13 protein-coding genes and 1 rRNA gene are annotated in these 17,229 nt (G+C 39.7%); 5 read left to right on the top strand and 9 right to left on the bottom strand.

All coding sequences use genetic code 11. From position 1 onward, the window contains the following. Positions 1 to 11 precede the first annotated feature (11 nt). The 3 genes from AACQ83_RS10015 to AACQ83_RS10005 all read right to left on the bottom strand — a co-directional run bounded on the left by AACQ83_RS10015 (position 12) and on the right by AACQ83_RS10005 (position 3,400). Positions 12 to 395, bottom strand: a complete 384-nt coding sequence (locus tag AACQ83_RS10015) for a hypothetical protein (protein ID WP_049583001.1) — start codon at positions 393 to 395, stop codon at positions 12 to 14. Continuing rightward, entirely contained in the window at positions 388 to 1,224 is an 837-nt protein-coding gene (locus AACQ83_RS10010; protein WP_112877368.1) for an alpha/beta fold hydrolase, read from the bottom strand. The genes AACQ83_RS10015 and AACQ83_RS10010 overlap by 8 nt, the downstream gene beginning before the upstream one ends. 676 nt (positions 1,225 to 1,900) lie before the next feature. Beyond that, positions 1,901 to 3,400: a M28 family metallopeptidase gene (locus tag AACQ83_RS10005; RefSeq protein WP_112877366.1), complete on the bottom strand. Its 1,500-nt coding sequence runs from the start codon at positions 3,398 to 3,400 to the stop codon at positions 1,901 to 1,903. Between the two features lie 794 nt (positions 3,401 to 4,194). Between AACQ83_RS10005 and AACQ83_RS10000 the strand changes: the two genes are divergently transcribed. The 3 genes from AACQ83_RS10000 (at position 4,195) to iclR (ending at position 6,256) form a co-directional block, all read left to right on the top strand. After that, on the top strand, positions 4,195 to 4,491 hold the full coding sequence (locus AACQ83_RS10000) for a type II toxin-antitoxin system TacA family antitoxin (protein WP_112877364.1): 297 nt from the start codon (positions 4,195 to 4,197) through the stop codon (positions 4,489 to 4,491). Continuing rightward, complete coding sequence (locus tag AACQ83_RS09995; RefSeq protein ID WP_112877362.1) at positions 4,469 to 4,981, top strand: GNAT family N-acetyltransferase; 513 nt, start codon at positions 4,469 to 4,471, stop codon at positions 4,979 to 4,981. The genes AACQ83_RS10000 and AACQ83_RS09995 overlap by 23 nt, the downstream gene beginning before the upstream one ends. Before the next feature lie 444 nt (positions 4,982 to 5,425). Beyond that, the gene (gene iclR, locus AACQ83_RS09990; RefSeq protein ID WP_112877360.1) at positions 5,426 to 6,256 is read left to right on the top strand and encodes a glyoxylate bypass operon transcriptional repressor IclR; all 831 of its coding nucleotides are present in this window, start codon (positions 5,426 to 5,428) and stop codon (positions 6,254 to 6,256) included. 258 nt (positions 6,257 to 6,514) lie between these two features. Here iclR and AACQ83_RS09985 read toward each other — a convergent pair whose 3' ends face one another. From AACQ83_RS09985 to metA, 5 genes are all read right to left on the bottom strand, one after another. Next, positions 6,515 to 7,081 (bottom strand): hypothetical protein, encoded by a 567-nt coding sequence (locus tag AACQ83_RS09985; RefSeq protein ID WP_049583005.1) that lies wholly within the window; start codon positions 7,079 to 7,081, stop codon positions 6,515 to 6,517. Positions 7,082 to 7,502: 421 nt separating this feature from the next. After that, positions 7,503 to 9,260 (bottom strand): bifunctional isocitrate dehydrogenase kinase/phosphatase, encoded by a 1,758-nt coding sequence (gene aceK, locus AACQ83_RS09980; protein WP_112877358.1) that lies wholly within the window; start codon positions 9,258 to 9,260, stop codon positions 7,503 to 7,505. A gap of 62 nt (positions 9,261 to 9,322) precedes the next feature. Beyond that, positions 9,323 to 10,630 carry an isocitrate lyase gene (gene aceA, locus AACQ83_RS09975; protein WP_112877356.1) on the bottom strand — a complete coding sequence of 436 codons (1,308 nt, stop codon included), beginning with the start codon at positions 10,628 to 10,630 and terminating at the stop codon, positions 9,323 to 9,325. A gap of 96 nt (positions 10,631 to 10,726) precedes the next feature. Next, positions 10,727 to 12,325 (bottom strand): malate synthase A, encoded by a 1,599-nt coding sequence (aceB, locus tag AACQ83_RS09970; RefSeq protein ID WP_112877355.1) that lies wholly within the window; start codon positions 12,323 to 12,325, stop codon positions 10,727 to 10,729. A 299-nt stretch (positions 12,326 to 12,624) separates the two neighbouring features. After that, positions 12,625 to 13,554 carry a homoserine O-acetyltransferase MetA gene (metA, locus tag AACQ83_RS09965; protein ID WP_112877353.1) on the bottom strand — a complete coding sequence of 310 codons (930 nt, stop codon included), beginning with the start codon at positions 13,552 to 13,554 and terminating at the stop codon, positions 12,625 to 12,627. A gap of 743 nt (positions 13,555 to 14,297) precedes the next feature. Between metA and istA the strand changes: the two genes are divergently transcribed. Together istA and istB are read left to right on the top strand one after the other, a co-directional pair. Beyond that, positions 14,298 to 15,842 (top strand): IS21 family transposase, encoded by a 1,545-nt coding sequence (istA, locus tag AACQ83_RS09960; protein WP_112877351.1) that lies wholly within the window; start codon positions 14,298 to 14,300, stop codon positions 15,840 to 15,842. A 15-nt stretch (positions 15,843 to 15,857) separates the two neighbouring features. Further along, complete coding sequence (gene istB / locus AACQ83_RS09955) at positions 15,858 to 16,610, top strand: IS21-like element helper ATPase IstB (protein WP_112877349.1); 753 nt, start codon at positions 15,858 to 15,860, stop codon at positions 16,608 to 16,610. Between the two features lie 497 nt (positions 16,611 to 17,107). Here istB and rrf read toward each other — a convergent pair. Next, positions 17,108 to 17,223, bottom strand: a 5S ribosomal RNA gene (gene rrf / locus AACQ83_RS09950). Positions 17,224 to 17,229 lie beyond the last annotated feature (6 nt).

Here is a 17,229-nt window from a genome sequence, read left to right as displayed (position 1 = left end):
AATGATTTACTTCAATGAACAGTGGGCTGCTTAAATATATTAATAGATAACTTAGGAAAATTTCCCAGTACACCTCGATCCAGGCAGATATGAACAAACAGTGCAATAACGCTGTAATTGTCCTTAAAGAACCAGATCCAGAGCAAACTAATCACACTGAGTGTGAATAAATTATGGCAAATATTATAAAAGGTATAAAAAGCAGCAGGAGGAATTTCTTTTTTATTCAGTAAACTCCAGATCCGCCCTGGGTAGTAGCCAATAATATCAATCAGAAAAAATAACAAAATAAATTGCCACCAATTTATATAACTTTCAAGCTGCCAGGTCAGAAATAAACTGATAAAGAACAATCCTAGAAATTCCCAACGCAGAATTTTCAATGTATTAATCATCGCTATTCTCCATTATTTCTCTTTTCATGATTGCAATAATGTCTCCTGGCTGTTTAATCCAGGCACTGTGAGGATTACCTTTGAGAGACAAAGTTATTTCCCTAACTTCTGCATTAGGTATAAGACTTGCTAATACCTGAGTAGACTTTAACGGAGCCCAATTATCTCCTTTAAAACAGATATAAATAGCCTTGGATAAATTTTTATTCTCCTTCCCCTTATAAGCACGGACATGATCATAATTTCCCGTACAAGCAGTTTTGGACCAGTCCCGCATTAACCCCTTAGCTTCTCTTATGCCAAAACCAATCTTTTTCCCAGGGAGATAACCATATAACGCAGTCAGAATGTTAAAAATAATAGCTGCTGTTATTATCTGTACCCTCCCCATTCCCTGCCAATTCTTATACCATACGTTCCCGGTTGCCACACAAAACAGAGAAAATGACCTGTTAGTTGATCTGGCAAAGAGCGTCGCAATATGTCCTCCAAGACTGTGACCAAAGACAATAGGAATTTTATGTCTATTTAATTCAACAGCCTTGTCTAACATTGCCGGAAGATAATCCTGCAACAGATCGGAATAGTTATAGTCATTTTTTCGACTTGGTTTAGGTTGATTGTCTCCATAACCTGGCATATCAGCAGTGACAACCTGAAACCCCTCTTTTACCAGTTGTTGTATTAAAGCGTCATATTTCCTGATTTCCACACCAATAGCAGGTAACAATATAACAACTCTGCCATTACTATCTCCCTGATAAACTTTATAATTACAGAGAAAATTGCCAGCCACTTTAAAATGATTACCATTAATATTATTTTTCATATCTATATGCTCCCAATAACTACATCACGCTCCGGTGACTGGCATTGGCGATAAATCCGCCAAAAAAGTTTTATTTTCAATGCGATAAGTGTCAAATGCTTGTCCATATCGCCGGGTTATTAGTGATTTTCTAATTTTTTATTAACCAATATAAAAGCCCCTTATACTTTCTTAGTAACAGGCTATAGATAAAGCAAGGAACATATATTATTTTATAAATTATTTGCTGGAAAAATTATTTTACACATTAGAAAAATTTAGTTTCAAATGTAAATCATACCATTTAAATATTAATAAATAATTTATAAATCAATAATAAAATATCAATTTTAAATGTATTGAATTTACATGAAACAATATTGATAGAAAGCTATAACCACATAAAACAACAAACAGTTAATAGTAATAAGAGATAATCTTAGTTTAAATAACACATAAAAAAAATGAAATTTATTCATGAATCAATTTGAAAATATATTCAAAAAATTATTTACCAACATTATTTTCACAAATCTATTTATATTACTTCCTTAGATACTTTACATGGCAAAATTATTAATACCAATGAATTATATCATTACCACTATTTAGTTTATGAAATTAACCAGCCATTCTGCTCTCTTACTCTATGACTGGTTTTATATTAACTTTAATTATAACGACTAATTTTATAGAATTAAGTTATTCGCTTCCAAAGACTGGCTATACCAAATCCCAAAATAAGCATTGGCAGAATAGCGAGCGCACTCCCCACTACAGGAGCATGTAATCCGACAGAAACAAGGTATATAATTGGAACATAGAGAATACATGTAATGTAAGTACAGATAATTAATAAAATCAACGCAACGCTAAATTTATTGAACTCCCTCAACATCAAATCCGTTAATAAAAACAGCAAAACAGGTAATGTAATAAGATAAGATGCTGTGGGTACAACTAATGCTGCGACAAGGCTAAATAATCCAGCAAGTATCCTTAAAATGCTCTGGATATTTGATACAGTTCGGCGTGAAGATGAAAACCATATATTTCTTATCGCTAATGAGATAGAGAGTAAAAATGTTAAAATACCTGTAACGAAAGCGGAAAATATAGATATGATAATAAGCCCAATATAGGGCACAGGAAAGTAAACTGCATCTACACTTTCTTTAAACAAGTTAATCTCATCTTTTACCGCGAAATGCGCTCCCAAATCCCGAATCGTTCGCTGATATCGCCACAAAGTTCCAAGGTTAAGATTCTCAACAGTATCACTCATACGGTGGTAATGCTCATAACCCAAGATCGTAGCAAAATTCATCCCGGTAAACCCTCTATTCAGAAAGACACTAAAATCTGTGTTATTCTGCAACATTTGATACACGATGGGACTAAATGAAAAAGCTACTGGCTTATAAGCATTCCGATTCCATTCTGAAACAAGAGCAAGATTTTTTGCCGATGTCTCAAATAAGAGTGGCACGCCATTATTTCCCCGAGCATCAAAATTAAAAACAACATCTATTGGTTGAGTAGCGATCTCATTAATATTCTTAACAAAGTGATGCGCACCGAGTAATCCCAACTCTTCAGCATCAGAGAATAAGAATATAACGTTATTTTTTATATCCGTTCTTTTAGCAAGATCCCGCATTAATTGGAGTACCGAGGCGACGGCTATACCATTATCACTGGCTCCTGGCGCAGTTCTAACACTGTCATAATGTGAAACGAATAATAAAGTTCCTTCTGGCGAAGGAACCTCCAACTTTGCGATAAGATTCGTTCCAGTTAATTCTGATTGTTCCCCCACTTGTTTTGCAAAGTTGCCTGTATTTATCCTGGCAAACTCTTTATCAAAAGCTCGGCGTTGTTGACTATTGAAGTTTGAATACATTCTCTTCTGCCGAGAGGCCAAATCATCCGCCGTGTAATAAAATGTCTGTTCAGTGACGCTATATCCCATATCATTCATTTCGTTAATCAGGTAAGCCCGAACTAACGCTTGCTGTGTTGAAGCCGCAGGATGAGGTTCCGCAGCAATAACACCAAGCATTCTCATCACATTCTTGAATCCACTTTCTTTAAAATATTCAACAGGGACTTTATCAGGAAGTACCAAACCGATACCCTGAATAATCGCAACAATTAAAGTTGCCAAAAAACAGATAATCAAAAAAATGCGTTTCATTAAACTCTCCCATTCCGACAAAATAGTAACAAAATATTATTCTTGATATAATTAATAATATTTTCTCATATTTTTATAATTAAAATGAAAATATAGAAAATCAATCCAAATAACTCAGACTAATTTAAAACAATATAAAACATTATTTTTGACAATAACAGACGCTCTTTTGTAATTATATAATCAAAAAATAGTTAGATAAAAATCATATTTCCTATAAATTCATCAAGGTATTATTTACATATTCTTTTCAAGAAAATACCATTAATATAATGAGTCAATTCCTAAAAATATTTTATTATTCTACTCCACGAAGATTACCTAGATAACAGAAATTCCAGTTTATATCGTACTGAACCAATAATGTCAGTTACAGATAGGAAACCATTTCTATTTTAATAATATTGTGCATTTATAATGAATTAACTATCATAAACTACACCAGACCAAACTTAATCTGACATCCATTCTTGATAGCTGTTAGCTCAAGTCTGAGCTAGTACAACAGCTAAATGTAGTTTCGTACCACTCTTTAACAACTCTGCATGCCCGAATTTTGATGATTTTTGTTCTATATTGATATGGCTTGTTTAGTCTCACAATGTGACATCATTTTGGCACACATATTGACTTTTGTTAAAATCGATATTAAATTCATCAATGGAGGAAGCTTAGCATTCCACCAAATAATATGTTCCCCTAGCTCCGAATAAACAATGTAAGCGAGTAGTGGATATCTATAGTGAACTAATAACTAAAGAACTAATAACCGCAATGCGGTAGGAGTAAGGCTTATGGCCACGTTAGCAAATGAAAGAATCACCACAAGGGTGAGTTCAGAGACCAAAGAGTTACTCGAAAGAGCGTTATCATTATCAGGGTATGCAAGTTTGAATAGCTTTATTGCCAATGCTGCTGTAGCAGAGGCAAAAAGACTTATTGAACAAAATATGCGTATTCAATTGTGTCAAGAAGATGCATTGGCGTTTGTCCATGCATTGGAAAAACCGGTCAAGGTAAATGAACGTTTCCTTCGTGCTGCTCGTAGACATAAGGAAACAATAACAGATGAAGATAGAATGTTTAAATAAAAACAAACACGATAGAAGTAATTTTGATTGTGGTGAACCTGCGCTAAACAACTACTTGAAAGCAGTATCGGGACAGCATGATAAAAAGGACTTATCAAGAACATTCGTCCTTATAAGTAGTCAAAATGGATCTCAAATAAAGGGATACTATTCCCTGGCTCTATGCACGGTAGAACTAGACGAACTACCAGAAAAAATATCGAAAAAGTACCCTTCAACACTACATTGCGCACTTATTGGTCGACTGGCTGTAAATAAACCATTTCAACGCCAAGGATTTAGTGAAATCTTGCTTATAGATGCAATTCGAAAAGCTATAGAGTCGTCAAAATCTATTCCCATCCCGATGATTATCGTCGATGCTAAGAACAACATAGCCAAAAAACTGTATATGAACGTAGGTTTTGAAGAATTTCCTCAGACAAAGAACAAACTATTCATACCTATGGCTGTTGCAATAGAAATGATAAAAAGAGTAGATGCGATGTAACATATCTCTGTATACCCTATGGATTTCAAGATGCATCGCGACGGCAAGGGAGTAAATCCCCGGGAGCATAGCGAACTATGTGACCGGGGTGAGCGAGTGCAGCCAACAAAGAGGCAACTTGAAAGATAACGGGTATATAAGTCAAAATTTGATCTAGTACACATAAACCCACGAAGCGATAAGAAATGCAAACCCGGAAAAGTAGCGATCAACAGGTAACTAAAGTATGCGATTACTGACCATTCGCCACTCCTGTACATCCGGCTCATATTTGCTAAAAGTCCTAAGCCAGCGTTACCTATAGATTCTGGGCAAGATTTTGAAATTTCTTTAAATCTCAATGATAGGTGGCATTTTCCACACATCGGATGAGTGTTTTTCAGGTTTATCGTCCATAATGAGAAATGAAAATGAATTCCATCTTATTATTCAGAGGGTATTTCGATGAGCACTGCCGTTACCAGTAAAAAAACAAAAAAAACTAAGATTACGGCGAATAATGCTGTTGCTAATGGGCAAGTACAGTCATTAAGTCGCGGTCTGACTCTTTTGGAATATATTTCCGATTCACCCGGCGGTATCGCCCTGACTGATTTAGCCCAACAAGCCGGATTACCAAATTCTACCACTCACCGTCTTCTGACCACCTTGCAACAGCACGGTTTTGTCCGTCAGATTGGCGATTTAGGGCTGTGGGTTATCGGTTCACACACTTTTATTATCGGCAGCAGTTTCTTACAGAGCCGAAATTTATTGGCACTCATTCACCCGATCCTCCGCCGTTTGATGGAAGATTCCGGTGAAACCGTTAATTTGGCGATTCTTGATCACAGTGAATATGAAGCGGTTATTGTCGATCAAGTACAATGTAATGCGTTGATGAGAATGTCCGCCCCTATCGGCGGTAAGTTGCCTATGCATGCTTCCGGAGCGGGTAAAGCATTCCTTTCAACATTATCAGATAACCAACTGGTTCAATTACTGCATAAAAAAGGGCTACATTCTTATACGCAACATACCAAGACAACTCCTTCGGGTTTAAAAGAAAATCTGGAGCAGGCACGTAAACAAGGGTATTCGTTCGATGATGAAGAACATGCTTTAGGTCTGCGCTGTATTGCTGCCTGTATTTATGATGAGCATCATCAAGCCTTTGCCGCTATTTCTATTTCTGGCCCAGTCTCACGGATCACTGATGATCGCATCACTGAACTTGGTGCTTTAGTGATCCGGGCAGCAAAAGAGATCAGTAAAGAATATGGCGGGATTCGTTAATTCTTTTTCTTAAATTATCATATGATTCTCAGGGCATTGATTTTTTCGTGCCCTGTCTTTTCAGACCAATAAATTTAATTTACCATTCCGCTAAAAATATTAGCGGCAATATAATAGAATAGCAACAAAATTATTTAACTAGTTTAGACATAATATCAATAGAAAATGAGATAAAGAATCCGAAAATAATTATATTCCCGGACTCTTATATATAGGAGAATTAGTTAATAGAACACTAATCGATGAGTATCATCCTGATTAAATCGCTTTTGATAAATTCCAAGTGCCTGTTCCGTTACCTCGATTAGAAAGACGTGAAGTATATACATTATATAATGCACCAGCAGCAGTAGCATTGAAACAAGTATCAAGAAATCCTCCACGTACGCTATTATAACCATTCAGAAAACGGATAACATCACTTTCACGAACTTTACCATCATATCCATTGGTTGTATCTGAAAAAATGTACCATGTCAGGGTCTCAACCGGACGTGCTGCTTTATCCGATGTATAAATATTATAGAGTTCAGGTGATGGCGCATAACCATTAGTACCGAGATATCCCCCATTATTCTGGTAAAGATTGAAAAGAAACACGATATCACCACTGTAAATCTCTTCCCCTACGCCTTTTCCGCTCGCAGACAAAATTTGCCATGTACCCGTACCGGTACCCGGAGCACGAGTCGGCGAAGTAGCCGTGTATACGTTATATTTTGCGCCTTGCGCGGTTGCATAACCATTAGTATCCAGATAACCACCATTTCCAAGATAGTTATTTTTAATATGGATTTTATCACCGTATAAAATTACACTAGCCATTATTATATCCTTAAATACTTCCAAGAAGTTATATGTGTGTTATATGAGAATTTTCATGTATTTAATTTAGAGTCAAAAATATCAATTCTTTTTACAACCGCTAGCCGTGGCTAAAAATCCTTGATTCCCAAACTCTATAAAATTATAGAACCTCCACAAATAAGTGGATCTATTTTTATTTCTTAAAGAAATTATTAAATATATGCTTTTAACTCACATTCCAATTATGCCTTCCTAATAAGAAATATATTTCATATAGAATCCCAGGTTTATTTTTATTAGAAATATTCACATCCCACACAATAAAAACAAATAGGAATTAATTTATATTTAATTTAGAAAAATAATTTAATGAGGATAATAATATTAACTATTGGTGAAAATGGCGGTTACTGACAGCAATCGCCAATTCCCAATAAAATCAGGCTGAAACTTTGACAATAGAGTAAGTTTCTATTTCAGTACGTTGACTGAACCGCTGTTTGCGGCGATACGCAAACACATCTTCCACATGACCACTTCTAATCCGTTCCTGTAACGCCCGCCAATAGTCTGCTTTAAATAAATCACTATGCATCTCTTCAAAATAACAGCGAATACGACTGTCAGTGCAAAGAAAATGTCGGAATTCTTCAGGAAAAACATCATTTGGCGCCACGCTATACCACGGTTCACCGGCAAGCTCATCTTCTGGATAACGCGGTGGCGGTATGTCTCGAAAATTAACTTCTGTCATATAACAGATTTCATCATAGTCGTAGAACACTACTCGTCCATGCCGTGTCACACCAAAGTTTTTAAACAGCATATCTCCAGGGAAAATATTCGCTGCTGCAAGTTGTTTAATCGCATTACCGTACTCTTCGATGACATCTTTCAGCTTCTGCTCTTCCACCTGTTCCATATAGATATTCAGCGGTGTCATCCGCCGTTCCATATATAGATGTTTAATCAGGATTTTATCACCCAAATCTTCTAGCTTTTCTGGCACTTCTTTCTGCAACTCTGCCATTAGTTCAGGACTGATGCGGGCTTTATCAATAACGAAATTTTCAAACTCCTGTGTGTCGGCCATCCTCCCCACACGATCATGCTCCTTGACCAGACGGTAACACTCCTGTACCCGCTCCTGAGTCACCTCTTTCTGCGGCGCAAATCTATCTTTAATCACCTTGAAGACGCGATCAAATGAAGGCGAAGTAAACACTAACATCACCATCCCTTTAACACCGGGAGCAATTATAAGTTGCTCTTTGGAGAAGGTAATAAACGCTAGATATTCCCGATAATATTCTGTCTTACCATGCTTCTGGCAGCCGATTGCCATATAAAGTTCAGACGTTGATTTGGCAGGCAGAATTTCTCTCAACCATTCAACCAAAGCCGCAGGCAAAGGCGCATAAACCATAAAATAGGAACGGGCGAAACCAAATACAATGCTAGCATCAGCATAATCAGTCAGGCAGGTATCGATAAAGATCCCCCCAGATTCGTTATGATGGATCGGCAATAAGAAAGGATAAACTTGACCGCCCATGCGGATCTTACCGACTAACCAAGCCGCTTTGTTACGATAAAACAGTTCATTAGCTATCTGAAAAGTTGCCTGTAATAATTCTCCGACTGGAAATATCTGTTGTAGATAGTCTGTAATATAATAAATATCTCTTTCCAGATTTTCCCAAGGTAAACGCAGCGGCAGATCATTAAGAATTGTCCGTAACATTAACGCAAGATTATCATTAGGGAAAAAGTCACGCGATAATGGCCGAGGAATATCCCGAAATCTACGTGCAGGCTGTGAGGTAAAAATAAATAATTTATCCGGTGTCAAATTGCGATGCTCAAATAGACGGCAATAAACAGAATTAAAAAAACTCTCGGCAATTTCAAACCGGGGATAATCCGGTAATAAACCGGTATAAACAACCTTTACCTTGGTAATGTACTCTTCATCATATCCAAAAGCACCATGTATACATTTAAGCTGCTCAACCACCAGCCCAACATGATGATCATAAAGATTGATACGCTTTTTCATAGCTTTCTGTACAGCGTGCCAGTCGGCCTGTTCAAAGCGTTGTTGTGCGCCTGAAGTCACTTCCAGAAAGCGACCATATTGTGCATCGAATCCCTGTAAAATGGTTTGTGCTATCAAATGTGCTGAATCTATCTCCATCGCAACTCCTCAATATATTCAGCCTGCAATAAGCAGGCTGAATAGGATCAGAAATACAACAATCAGAACTGCTGCTCTTCTGTGGAACCTGTCAATGCGGTTACTGACGATGTTCCCCCTTGAATAATCGTTGTGACTTTATCGAAATAACCTGTGCCAACCTCCTGTTGATGAGAAGAGAAAGTATAACCACGGTTAATTGATTCAAACTCTCTTTCCTGTACTTTCTCCACATAATGTTTCATCCCTTCACCCTGCGCGTAAGCATGCGCCAAGTCGAACATGTTGAACCACATACTGTGGATACCCGCCAGAGTAATAAATTGGAATTTATAACCCATTGCTGACAGTTCATCCTGGAAACGCGCAATAGTCTTATCATCCAGATTCTTTTTCCAATTGAACGATGGAGAACAGTTGTAAGCTAACAATTTACCGGGATATTTAGCATGAATCGCCTCAGCAAAACGACGGGCCATTTCAATATCAGGTGTTGATGTTTCACACCATATCAAGTCAGCATACGGCGCATAAGCCAAACCGCGACTAATCGCTTGATCGATACCCGCTTTGGTGCGGAAGAACCCTTCAACAGTCCGTTCGTCAGTAATGAATTCACTGTCATAAGTGTCACTGTCAGAGGTTAACAGATCGGCTGCATCAGCATCGGTACGAGCAATCAACAGGGTAGGTACGCCAGAAACATCCGCCGCCAAACGCGCAGCAACCAATTTTTGAATCGCCTCTTGTGTCGGAACCAGAACTTTACCGCCCATATGACCACATTTTTTCACCGCTGCCAGTTGATCTTCAAAGTGAACAGCCGCAGCACCCGCTTCAATCATAGCTTTCATCAATTCAAAAGCATTCAGAACACCACCAAATCCTGCTTCCGCATCCGCCACAATTGGCAGAAAATAATCGATATATTCCTGATGATCAGTACCAATACCATTTGCCCACTGAATCTGATCTGCCCGGCGGAAACTGTTATTAATGCGTTTTACCACCGCCGGGACTGAATCCACCGGATACAGGGACTGATCAGGATACATACTGGATGCAGTGTTAGCATCAGCCGCAACCTGCCAACCAGAAAGATAAACCGCCTCAATACCCGCTTTTGCCTGCTGTAATGCCTGCCCACCCGTCAATGCACCTAATGAGTTGACATAGCCTTTCTTTGCCATGCCATGCAGCAATTCCCACAGTTTTTTAGCACCAAGCTGTGCCAATGTATGTTCTGGATTAACCGAACCACGTAATTTAACCACATCTTCCGCACTGTACGGACGGATAATTCCATTCCAACGGTCACTTTTCCATTCTTGTTCCAGCTGAGCGATTTGTTGAGTTCTGGAGATTGTCATAACTTCTACTTCCTATCTTTATTAAATTAATCGGATATGGTGTTTTGTTATTATTCGTTGCTCAAACTTCTCTCAGTAGCCCTAATGGGATGGACTCTAATCAAGCAATTGATATCCCGGCAACGTCAGGAAATCTATCAGCTCGTCCTGAGTTGTAATGCGCTCCATCAACTTGGCCGCATCGCTAAATCGCCCTTGACTGAAACGTGTTTCTCCAACTTCTTGCTTAATAACCTCCATTTCCTCTGCCAACATCTGCTTGAACAAACTTTTTGTCACTTTTTTACCGTTAGATAATGATTTTTCGTGATAAATCCATTGCCAAATGGATGTCCGGGAAATTTCGGCTGTCGCAGCATCTTCCATCAAACCATAAATAGGAACGCAGCCATTTCCTGAAATCCACGCTTCAATGTATTGAACCGCTACACGGATATTGGCCCGCATACCTTCTTCAGTACGATCGCCTGGGCAAGGTTCCAGTAATTGAGCTGCGGTAATCGGTGCATCTTCTTCACGGAAAATATCTAACTGGTTTTGCCGCTCTGCCAAGACCCTATCGAAAACTTCCATTACCGTGTCGGCAAGACCTGGGTGGGCAATCCATGTACCATCATGACCATTGCGTGCTTCCAGCTCTTTATCCGCCCGGACTTTATCTAGTACCCAATTGTTGCGTTCAATATCTTTACTGGGGATAAAAGCAGCCATTCCCCCCATCGCAAATGCTCCGCGCTTATGGCAGGTTTTGATCAGCAAACGGGAATAAGCACTGAGGAAAAGTTGATCCATTGTGACAGACTGACGATCAGGCAGAACCCGATCACTATGATTTTTCAGTGTTTTAATGTAGCTGAAAATATAATCCCAACGGCCACAATTAAGGCCGACGATATGATGCCGAAGATGATAAAGAATCTCATCCATCTGAAATACAGCCGGCAGAGTTTCAATCAATACTGTTGCTTTGATTGTGCCTCTCGGTAACTCAAAACGATCTTCTGCAAAACTGAATACATCACTCCACCACTGAGCTTCGTGGTAAGACTGAATCTTTGGCAAGTAGAAATAGGGGCCGCTCCTCTTTGCCAGCAATTGCTTATAGTTGTGGTAAAAATAGAGCGCAAAATCAAACAATCCACCGGCAATGGGCTCATTCTGATAGATAACATGTTTTTCCGGTAAATGAAGCCCTCTTACCCGTGCGATCAGAACAGCGGGATCTGATTGCAACTGGTACTGTTTACCCTGCTCATTAACGTAAGAAATTGTGCCATTAACCGCATCACGCAGGTTGATTTGCCCTTCAATCACCTTATCCCAAGCTGGCGCTAAGGAATCTTCGAAATCCGCCATGAAAACTTTTACATTAGCATTCAAAGCGTTGATAACCATTTTCCGTTCTACTGGTCCAGTGATTTCTACTCTACGATCACGGAGATCCGCTGGAATATTTTGAATTTCCCATTCACTTTCACGAATGGAACTGGTTTCCGAAATAAAATCAGGCAATTCACCATCATCAATTTTCTTCTGCCAAATATCCCGATCGACTAACAATTTTTTCCGTACATCAGTAAACCGAACAACCAGATCTTTCAGAAAATCTACCGCCTCAGGTATCAAAACCTCCTGCTCTGCTGCTCCAAATCGTTTAATAAACGATAATTCAGTCGCTAAAGTTTGCTGCGTCATTCATTCATCCTCATTTTAAACCACACCTGAATAAGAGTAATAGAAATTTAAAATAAATCAAAAACGATTTCCATTTTTTAAAAAATTTATTTTTATTCTATGAAAAACAATTAGTTATATTGCAAATTACCAATTTTAAATTAGAGAAATTAATTCCATAAATTATAAGATCATTTGGTTAAGTTTTTGTTATATAAGATAAACTACAAAAAGTGCGATATTTTGATAGGTGTTAATAACAGGAAAGTAGAAAAAATCAGAAGGGTTAAATGGCTGAATTTCAGCCATTTATAAAGATATTAATCCAATGTTGGATTCATGTAGGTAAGATCATATGGCGTGATCTGGTACACATAATAATTTAGCCAGTTGGAAAATAATAAATGCCCGTGACTACGCCATGATGCCAGTGGTTTTCTTTCTGGATTATTATCTGGAAAATAATTTATTGGGATCTTGGGTTCCAAACCTGCTGCCAAATCGCGTAAATATTCACTAGCCAACGTTCCAGCATCATATTCCGGGTGACCAGTAACAAATACCATGCGCTTATCTTTACTCGCCAGTAAATACACACCCGCCTCCTCAGAACTGCAAAGAATATCCAGATCAGTATGTTCACGAATAACCTGCTCAGGAAAATCTGCATAGCGAGAATGAGGCGCAAAAAAAGATTCATCAAAGCCGCGAGTCAATAATGCTAAAGGCTCCAAAGTAGAATGATAATAAACACCTGATAGTTTTACTTCTCTGGTAAGCTTCGGTAAGCCGTACAAAATATTCAAAGCGGCTTGCACAGCCCAACAAATAAATAAGGTAGAAGTGACATGTTCCTTTGCCCAACTAATTATTCTTTCAATCTGTTTCCAATATGCCACATCTTCGAATTCAACTAATCCCAATGGCGCTCCAGTGACAATTAAACCATCAAAGTTTTGGTGTTTTATCTGCTCGAAATCACAATAAAAGTTATTCAAATGTTCAGCAGGCGTATTCCTGCACTTTCGGTTATCTATTCTCAATAGCTGGATATCTACCTGTAAAGGCGTATTGGATAGTAATCTTAAAAATTGATTTTCAGTCTCAATTTTCTTTGGCATCAGGTTAAGCAGCAATACCTTTAGTGGACGTATATTTTGAATATTTGCACGAGTAGATGTCATCACGAACACATTCTCGTTTCGTAAAAAATTCACTGCGGGTAATTCATCCGGTATACAAATTGGCATGCTATAACCTCGATTTTTTATCCATTTACACGCTTAGACTTCTAGATAGCTAAATCTAACTAAGTATTAACAAAATGTCGAGGATTTACAAGTAAGCTGAAATTATTTCATTTTTGGTCTTACAACAATGTTCAACATGATAATAGTTAATAAATTTTCAGTATTTATAACAGAAAATACTTTAAATTATATTTTTTATATAAAAAAACAATAAGGTAAATTAAATTAAAAATGGAATGAAACATATTAAAAATCAATGATATTTTCAGTAGAAATGAGGAAAACCAAAACAAAAAGGCAAAATTATAAGAAGTCAAATTACAAGCTATCAATATTAAAAACAATACATTCTAAAAAAGCAACAAGACTAATTGATAAAATATTCTTATTATTAATATTGAGTTATAAGATTTATCTTCAATACTAGAATATGAACTTTTCTTATAATAAGAAGCTAATTTGAATCAGATGCTAATAATAAGAATGGAAAGAGAAAAAATAGGTAATTACACAATTCAAATTACAGACTCTAAAACAGATGGGTATTTTCATCCAAGCAGATCACCCAATAACATTCATCAAGATCATCTAATACCATCCAACGAGATCACCTAATAACATCGATGGAGATCACTTTTGTGCTCCAATGTTATTGGGTGAGCTCCATTAATGGGATTTTCTCCCTGCTCATAGGTTGTCTTTCACCTATCCTGAGGCTATTTCAACTGACCTCCAGGATGACTATGCCAACGCCGACTATCACTATGAGAAAACTGAAAGAGATACTCCGCCTGAAATACGGTGCTGAACTCACTCACCGGCAGATTGCACCAAGCCTGGCTATTTCGCCTTCCGTCGTCTCACGCTATGCCAACCGCGCTGCTCAGCTGGGGATCACCCAGTGGCCGTTACCTGCGCACTGGAATGACGCCACGCTCAAGCGTGAGTTTTTAAAAACGAAAGTCCAGCTCAGGAAGTACACGTTGCCGGACTGGGCAGAGGTGCATAAAGCGCTGTCGGCCAAAACCGTCACCCTGCAACTCCTGTGGGAAGAGTATGCCGAACGCCATCCGGGCGGGCATTACAGCTATAACCACTATTGCCGACTGTATAAAGCCTGGACAAAAACCCTATCGCTCTCTATGCGTCAGGTGCATAAAGCCGGGGAAAAGTTATTCATTGATTATTGCGGCCCTACGCTGCCCGTTATCAACCCTGACACTGGCGAATATCGTCAGGCCCAGGTCTTTGTCGCCACACTCGGGGCGTCCAGTTACACCTATGCGGAAGCCACCTGGAGCCAGACGTTGGAAGACTGGGTCATGAGCCACGTTCGCTGCTTTGATTACCTCGGGGGGACACCTGTTATGGTTGTCCCTGACAATCTGAAGAGCAGTACTTCCCGGGCTTGCCGTTATGATCCGGATATCAATCCGACTTACCAGCAGATGCTGGCTCACTATCAGGTTGCGGTGATACCGGCCAGACCGGCCAAACCCAAAGACAAAGCAAAAGTGGAGTCGGCGGTTCAGGTGGTTGAGCGTTGGATCATGGGCAAACTTCGCTATGAGACGTTCTTCACGCTTCAGGCACTGAACCAGCGCATCACCGAACTGCTTGAAAACCTGAACCAAAAGCCGATGCAAAAACGCAAAGACTCCCGCAAGGCATTGTTCGAGCAACTGGATAAACCTGCGCTAAATCCTTTACCCCAACAATCTTATCAGTACACGCAGGTGAAAAAAGTCCGGGTACATGTTGATTATCATATTGATATCGATAGACATTATTACTCTGTCCCCTATCAGCTGATGCGGGAACAACTGGAAGCGCATATCAGCAACGAATTGGTCACTTTGTATCATCATGGCGAGGTCGTCGCCATCCATCCCCGGCAACGCCACTCTGGTTACAGCACCCAGGAAAAACATATGCCAGCGGCCCACCGCCATCAGGGGAAATGGACGCCAGAAAGCCTGATTGAATGGGCTTCCATGGCAGGAGAGCACGTCAAAGCCTATGTGACCCATATTCTGGAGACCCGCTCCCATCCGGAGCAAGGATATCGTTATGTGCTTGGCGTGATAGGATTATACAAACGTTATGGCTATGCCCGTCTCGACAAGGCCTGCCAGCGTGCGCAGGCCACGGGAATTTATCGGCTGAAAGGACTCAAATCCATTCTCGAAAAAGGACTGGATAAACACGCCATTGTGCCAACACCGGCCTCGGATCCCCTTGCTGAACTTGACCACGATAATGTGCGTGGCAGCCATTATTACCACTGATAAAGGAAATGCCTGATGAATACCCTTTATGAACATCTCACTTGTCTTAGGCTCTCCGGTTTTCGTGATGCCCTGCGCCAGCAAGTTTCGTTGCCTTCTTCGTATAACGAACTGGGCTTCGAAGAACGTCTATTGTTGCTTGTTGAGGAGGAACTGACTCACCGTGAAAACCAGAAAGCCGACAGGCTCATCAAGCAGGCGCACTTCCGGCTTCGGGGAGAACTGGAAGCGTTGGATTACAGAGCCAGCCGGGGGCTGGAAAAATCGCAGGTCAGAAGCTTGTCACAAGGGCACTGGTTAAAACACTGCCAGAATCTGCTGCTGACAGGGGCAACGGGAAGCGGGAAAACGTATCTTGCCTGTGCGCTGGGGCGGCATTACTGCCGCCAGGGATATGTCGTGTATTACTACCGCTTAAAGGGCTTGCTGGAGCTTTGCAGACAATGCCATGGTGATGGAAGCTATCCCCGGCTGTTAAATAAACTGAGCCGTAGTCAGTTGTTAATCCTGGATGACTGGGGTCTGGAGGTACTGACCTCAGATCAACGCAGTGACCTACTGGAGATAGTCGATCAGTTCTATCAACGGGGCTCAGTGTTGCTGGTAAGCCAACTTCCTATTGAGAAATGGTATCAAATGATAGGTGATGCCACACACGCTGATGCGATCCTGGACAGACTGGTTCACGGGAGTATTAAAGTCGAATTAAAGGGTGAATCAATGCGTAAAGTGTGTTCAACGTTGACTGATGGAGATCAGTCAATATAGTTTATTAGCAGGTTCTATGAGTGGGGTAAATAGCGATCTCTATCGATGTTATTAACTGATCTCTTTCATGGTAATACTCAACAGATATTCGAACTCATTAAAGTCTGTTAATAACCGGCTCAATGATGTTTATGAATATATAGAGATTTTTGTCATGCTCGACTAACCTTAGGATAACATGATTCATTTTTTCCCATCAGTTCAAAAAGCCATTTAAATTATTTTTTTATGCCTGCTATTACTACAACATATTTTAATTATTTAAGACTACTAAATAAACTATTTGTTTCTTAAAGGGAATAAGTAAATAAATAATATACCCGTTATCTTTCAAGTTGCCTCTTTGTTGGCTGCACTCACTCATCCCGGTCACATCGTTCGCTATGCCCCTGCGGATTCGCTCCCTTGCCGTCGCGGTGCATCTTGAAATCCATAGGATATCCCTTTTAAAACGCAAAAACCCCCAGCTCTCGCTGAGGATTTCTACTGTATTTAAAGCCTGGCAGTTCCCTACTCTCACATGGGGAGACCCCACACTACCATCGGCGCTACGGCGTTTCACTGCTGAGTTCGGCATGGGGTCAGGTGGGACCGCCGCGCTATCGCCGCCAGGCATATT

The sequence above is a fragment of the Photorhabdus sp. S10-54 genome (assembly GCF_963878145.1).
Lineage (GTDB): Bacteria > Pseudomonadota > Gammaproteobacteria > Enterobacterales > Enterobacteriaceae > Photorhabdus > Photorhabdus kayaii.
Note: the sequence above shows the minus strand (reverse complement) of the source record. Positions and strands in the feature narration are given on the sequence as shown.

Bases quoted from the DNA above. Each gene is read 5' to 3' on its own strand.
- AACQ83_RS10015 (WP_049583001.1), bottom strand. From the start codon at position 395: ATGATTAATACATTGAAAATTCTGCGTTGGGAATTTCTAGGATTGTTC.
- AACQ83_RS10010 (WP_112877368.1), bottom strand. From the start codon at position 1,224: ATGAAAAATAATATTAATGGTAATCATTTTAAAGTGGCTGGCAATTTT.
- AACQ83_RS10005 (WP_112877366.1), bottom strand. From the start codon at position 3,400: ATGAAACGCATTTTTTTGATTATCTGTTTTTTGGCAACTTTAATTGTT.
- AACQ83_RS10000 (WP_112877364.1), top strand. From the start codon at position 4,195: ATGGCCACGTTAGCAAATGAAAGAATCACCACAAGGGTGAGTTCAGAG.
- AACQ83_RS09995 (WP_112877362.1), top strand. From the start codon at position 4,469: ATGAAGATAGAATGTTTAAATAAAAACAAACACGATAGAAGTAATTTT.
- iclR (WP_112877360.1), top strand. From the start codon at position 5,426: ATGAGCACTGCCGTTACCAGTAAAAAAACAAAAAAAACTAAGATTACG.
- AACQ83_RS09985 (WP_049583005.1), bottom strand. From the start codon at position 7,081: ATGGCTAGTGTAATTTTATACGGTGATAAAATCCATATTAAAAATAAC.
- aceK (WP_112877358.1), bottom strand. From the start codon at position 9,260: ATGGAGATAGATTCAGCACATTTGATAGCACAAACCATTTTACAGGGA.
- aceA (WP_112877356.1), bottom strand. From the start codon at position 10,630: ATGACAATCTCCAGAACTCAACAAATCGCTCAGCTGGAACAAGAATGG.
- aceB (WP_112877355.1), bottom strand. From the start codon at position 12,325: ATGACGCAGCAAACTTTAGCGACTGAATTATCGTTTATTAAACGATTT.
- metA (WP_112877353.1), bottom strand. From the start codon at position 13,554: ATGCCAATTTGTATACCGGATGAATTACCCGCAGTGAATTTTTTACGA.
- istA (WP_112877351.1), top strand. From the start codon at position 14,298: ATGCCAACGCCGACTATCACTATGAGAAAACTGAAAGAGATACTCCGC.
- istB (WP_112877349.1), top strand. From the start codon at position 15,858: ATGAATACCCTTTATGAACATCTCACTTGTCTTAGGCTCTCCGGTTTT.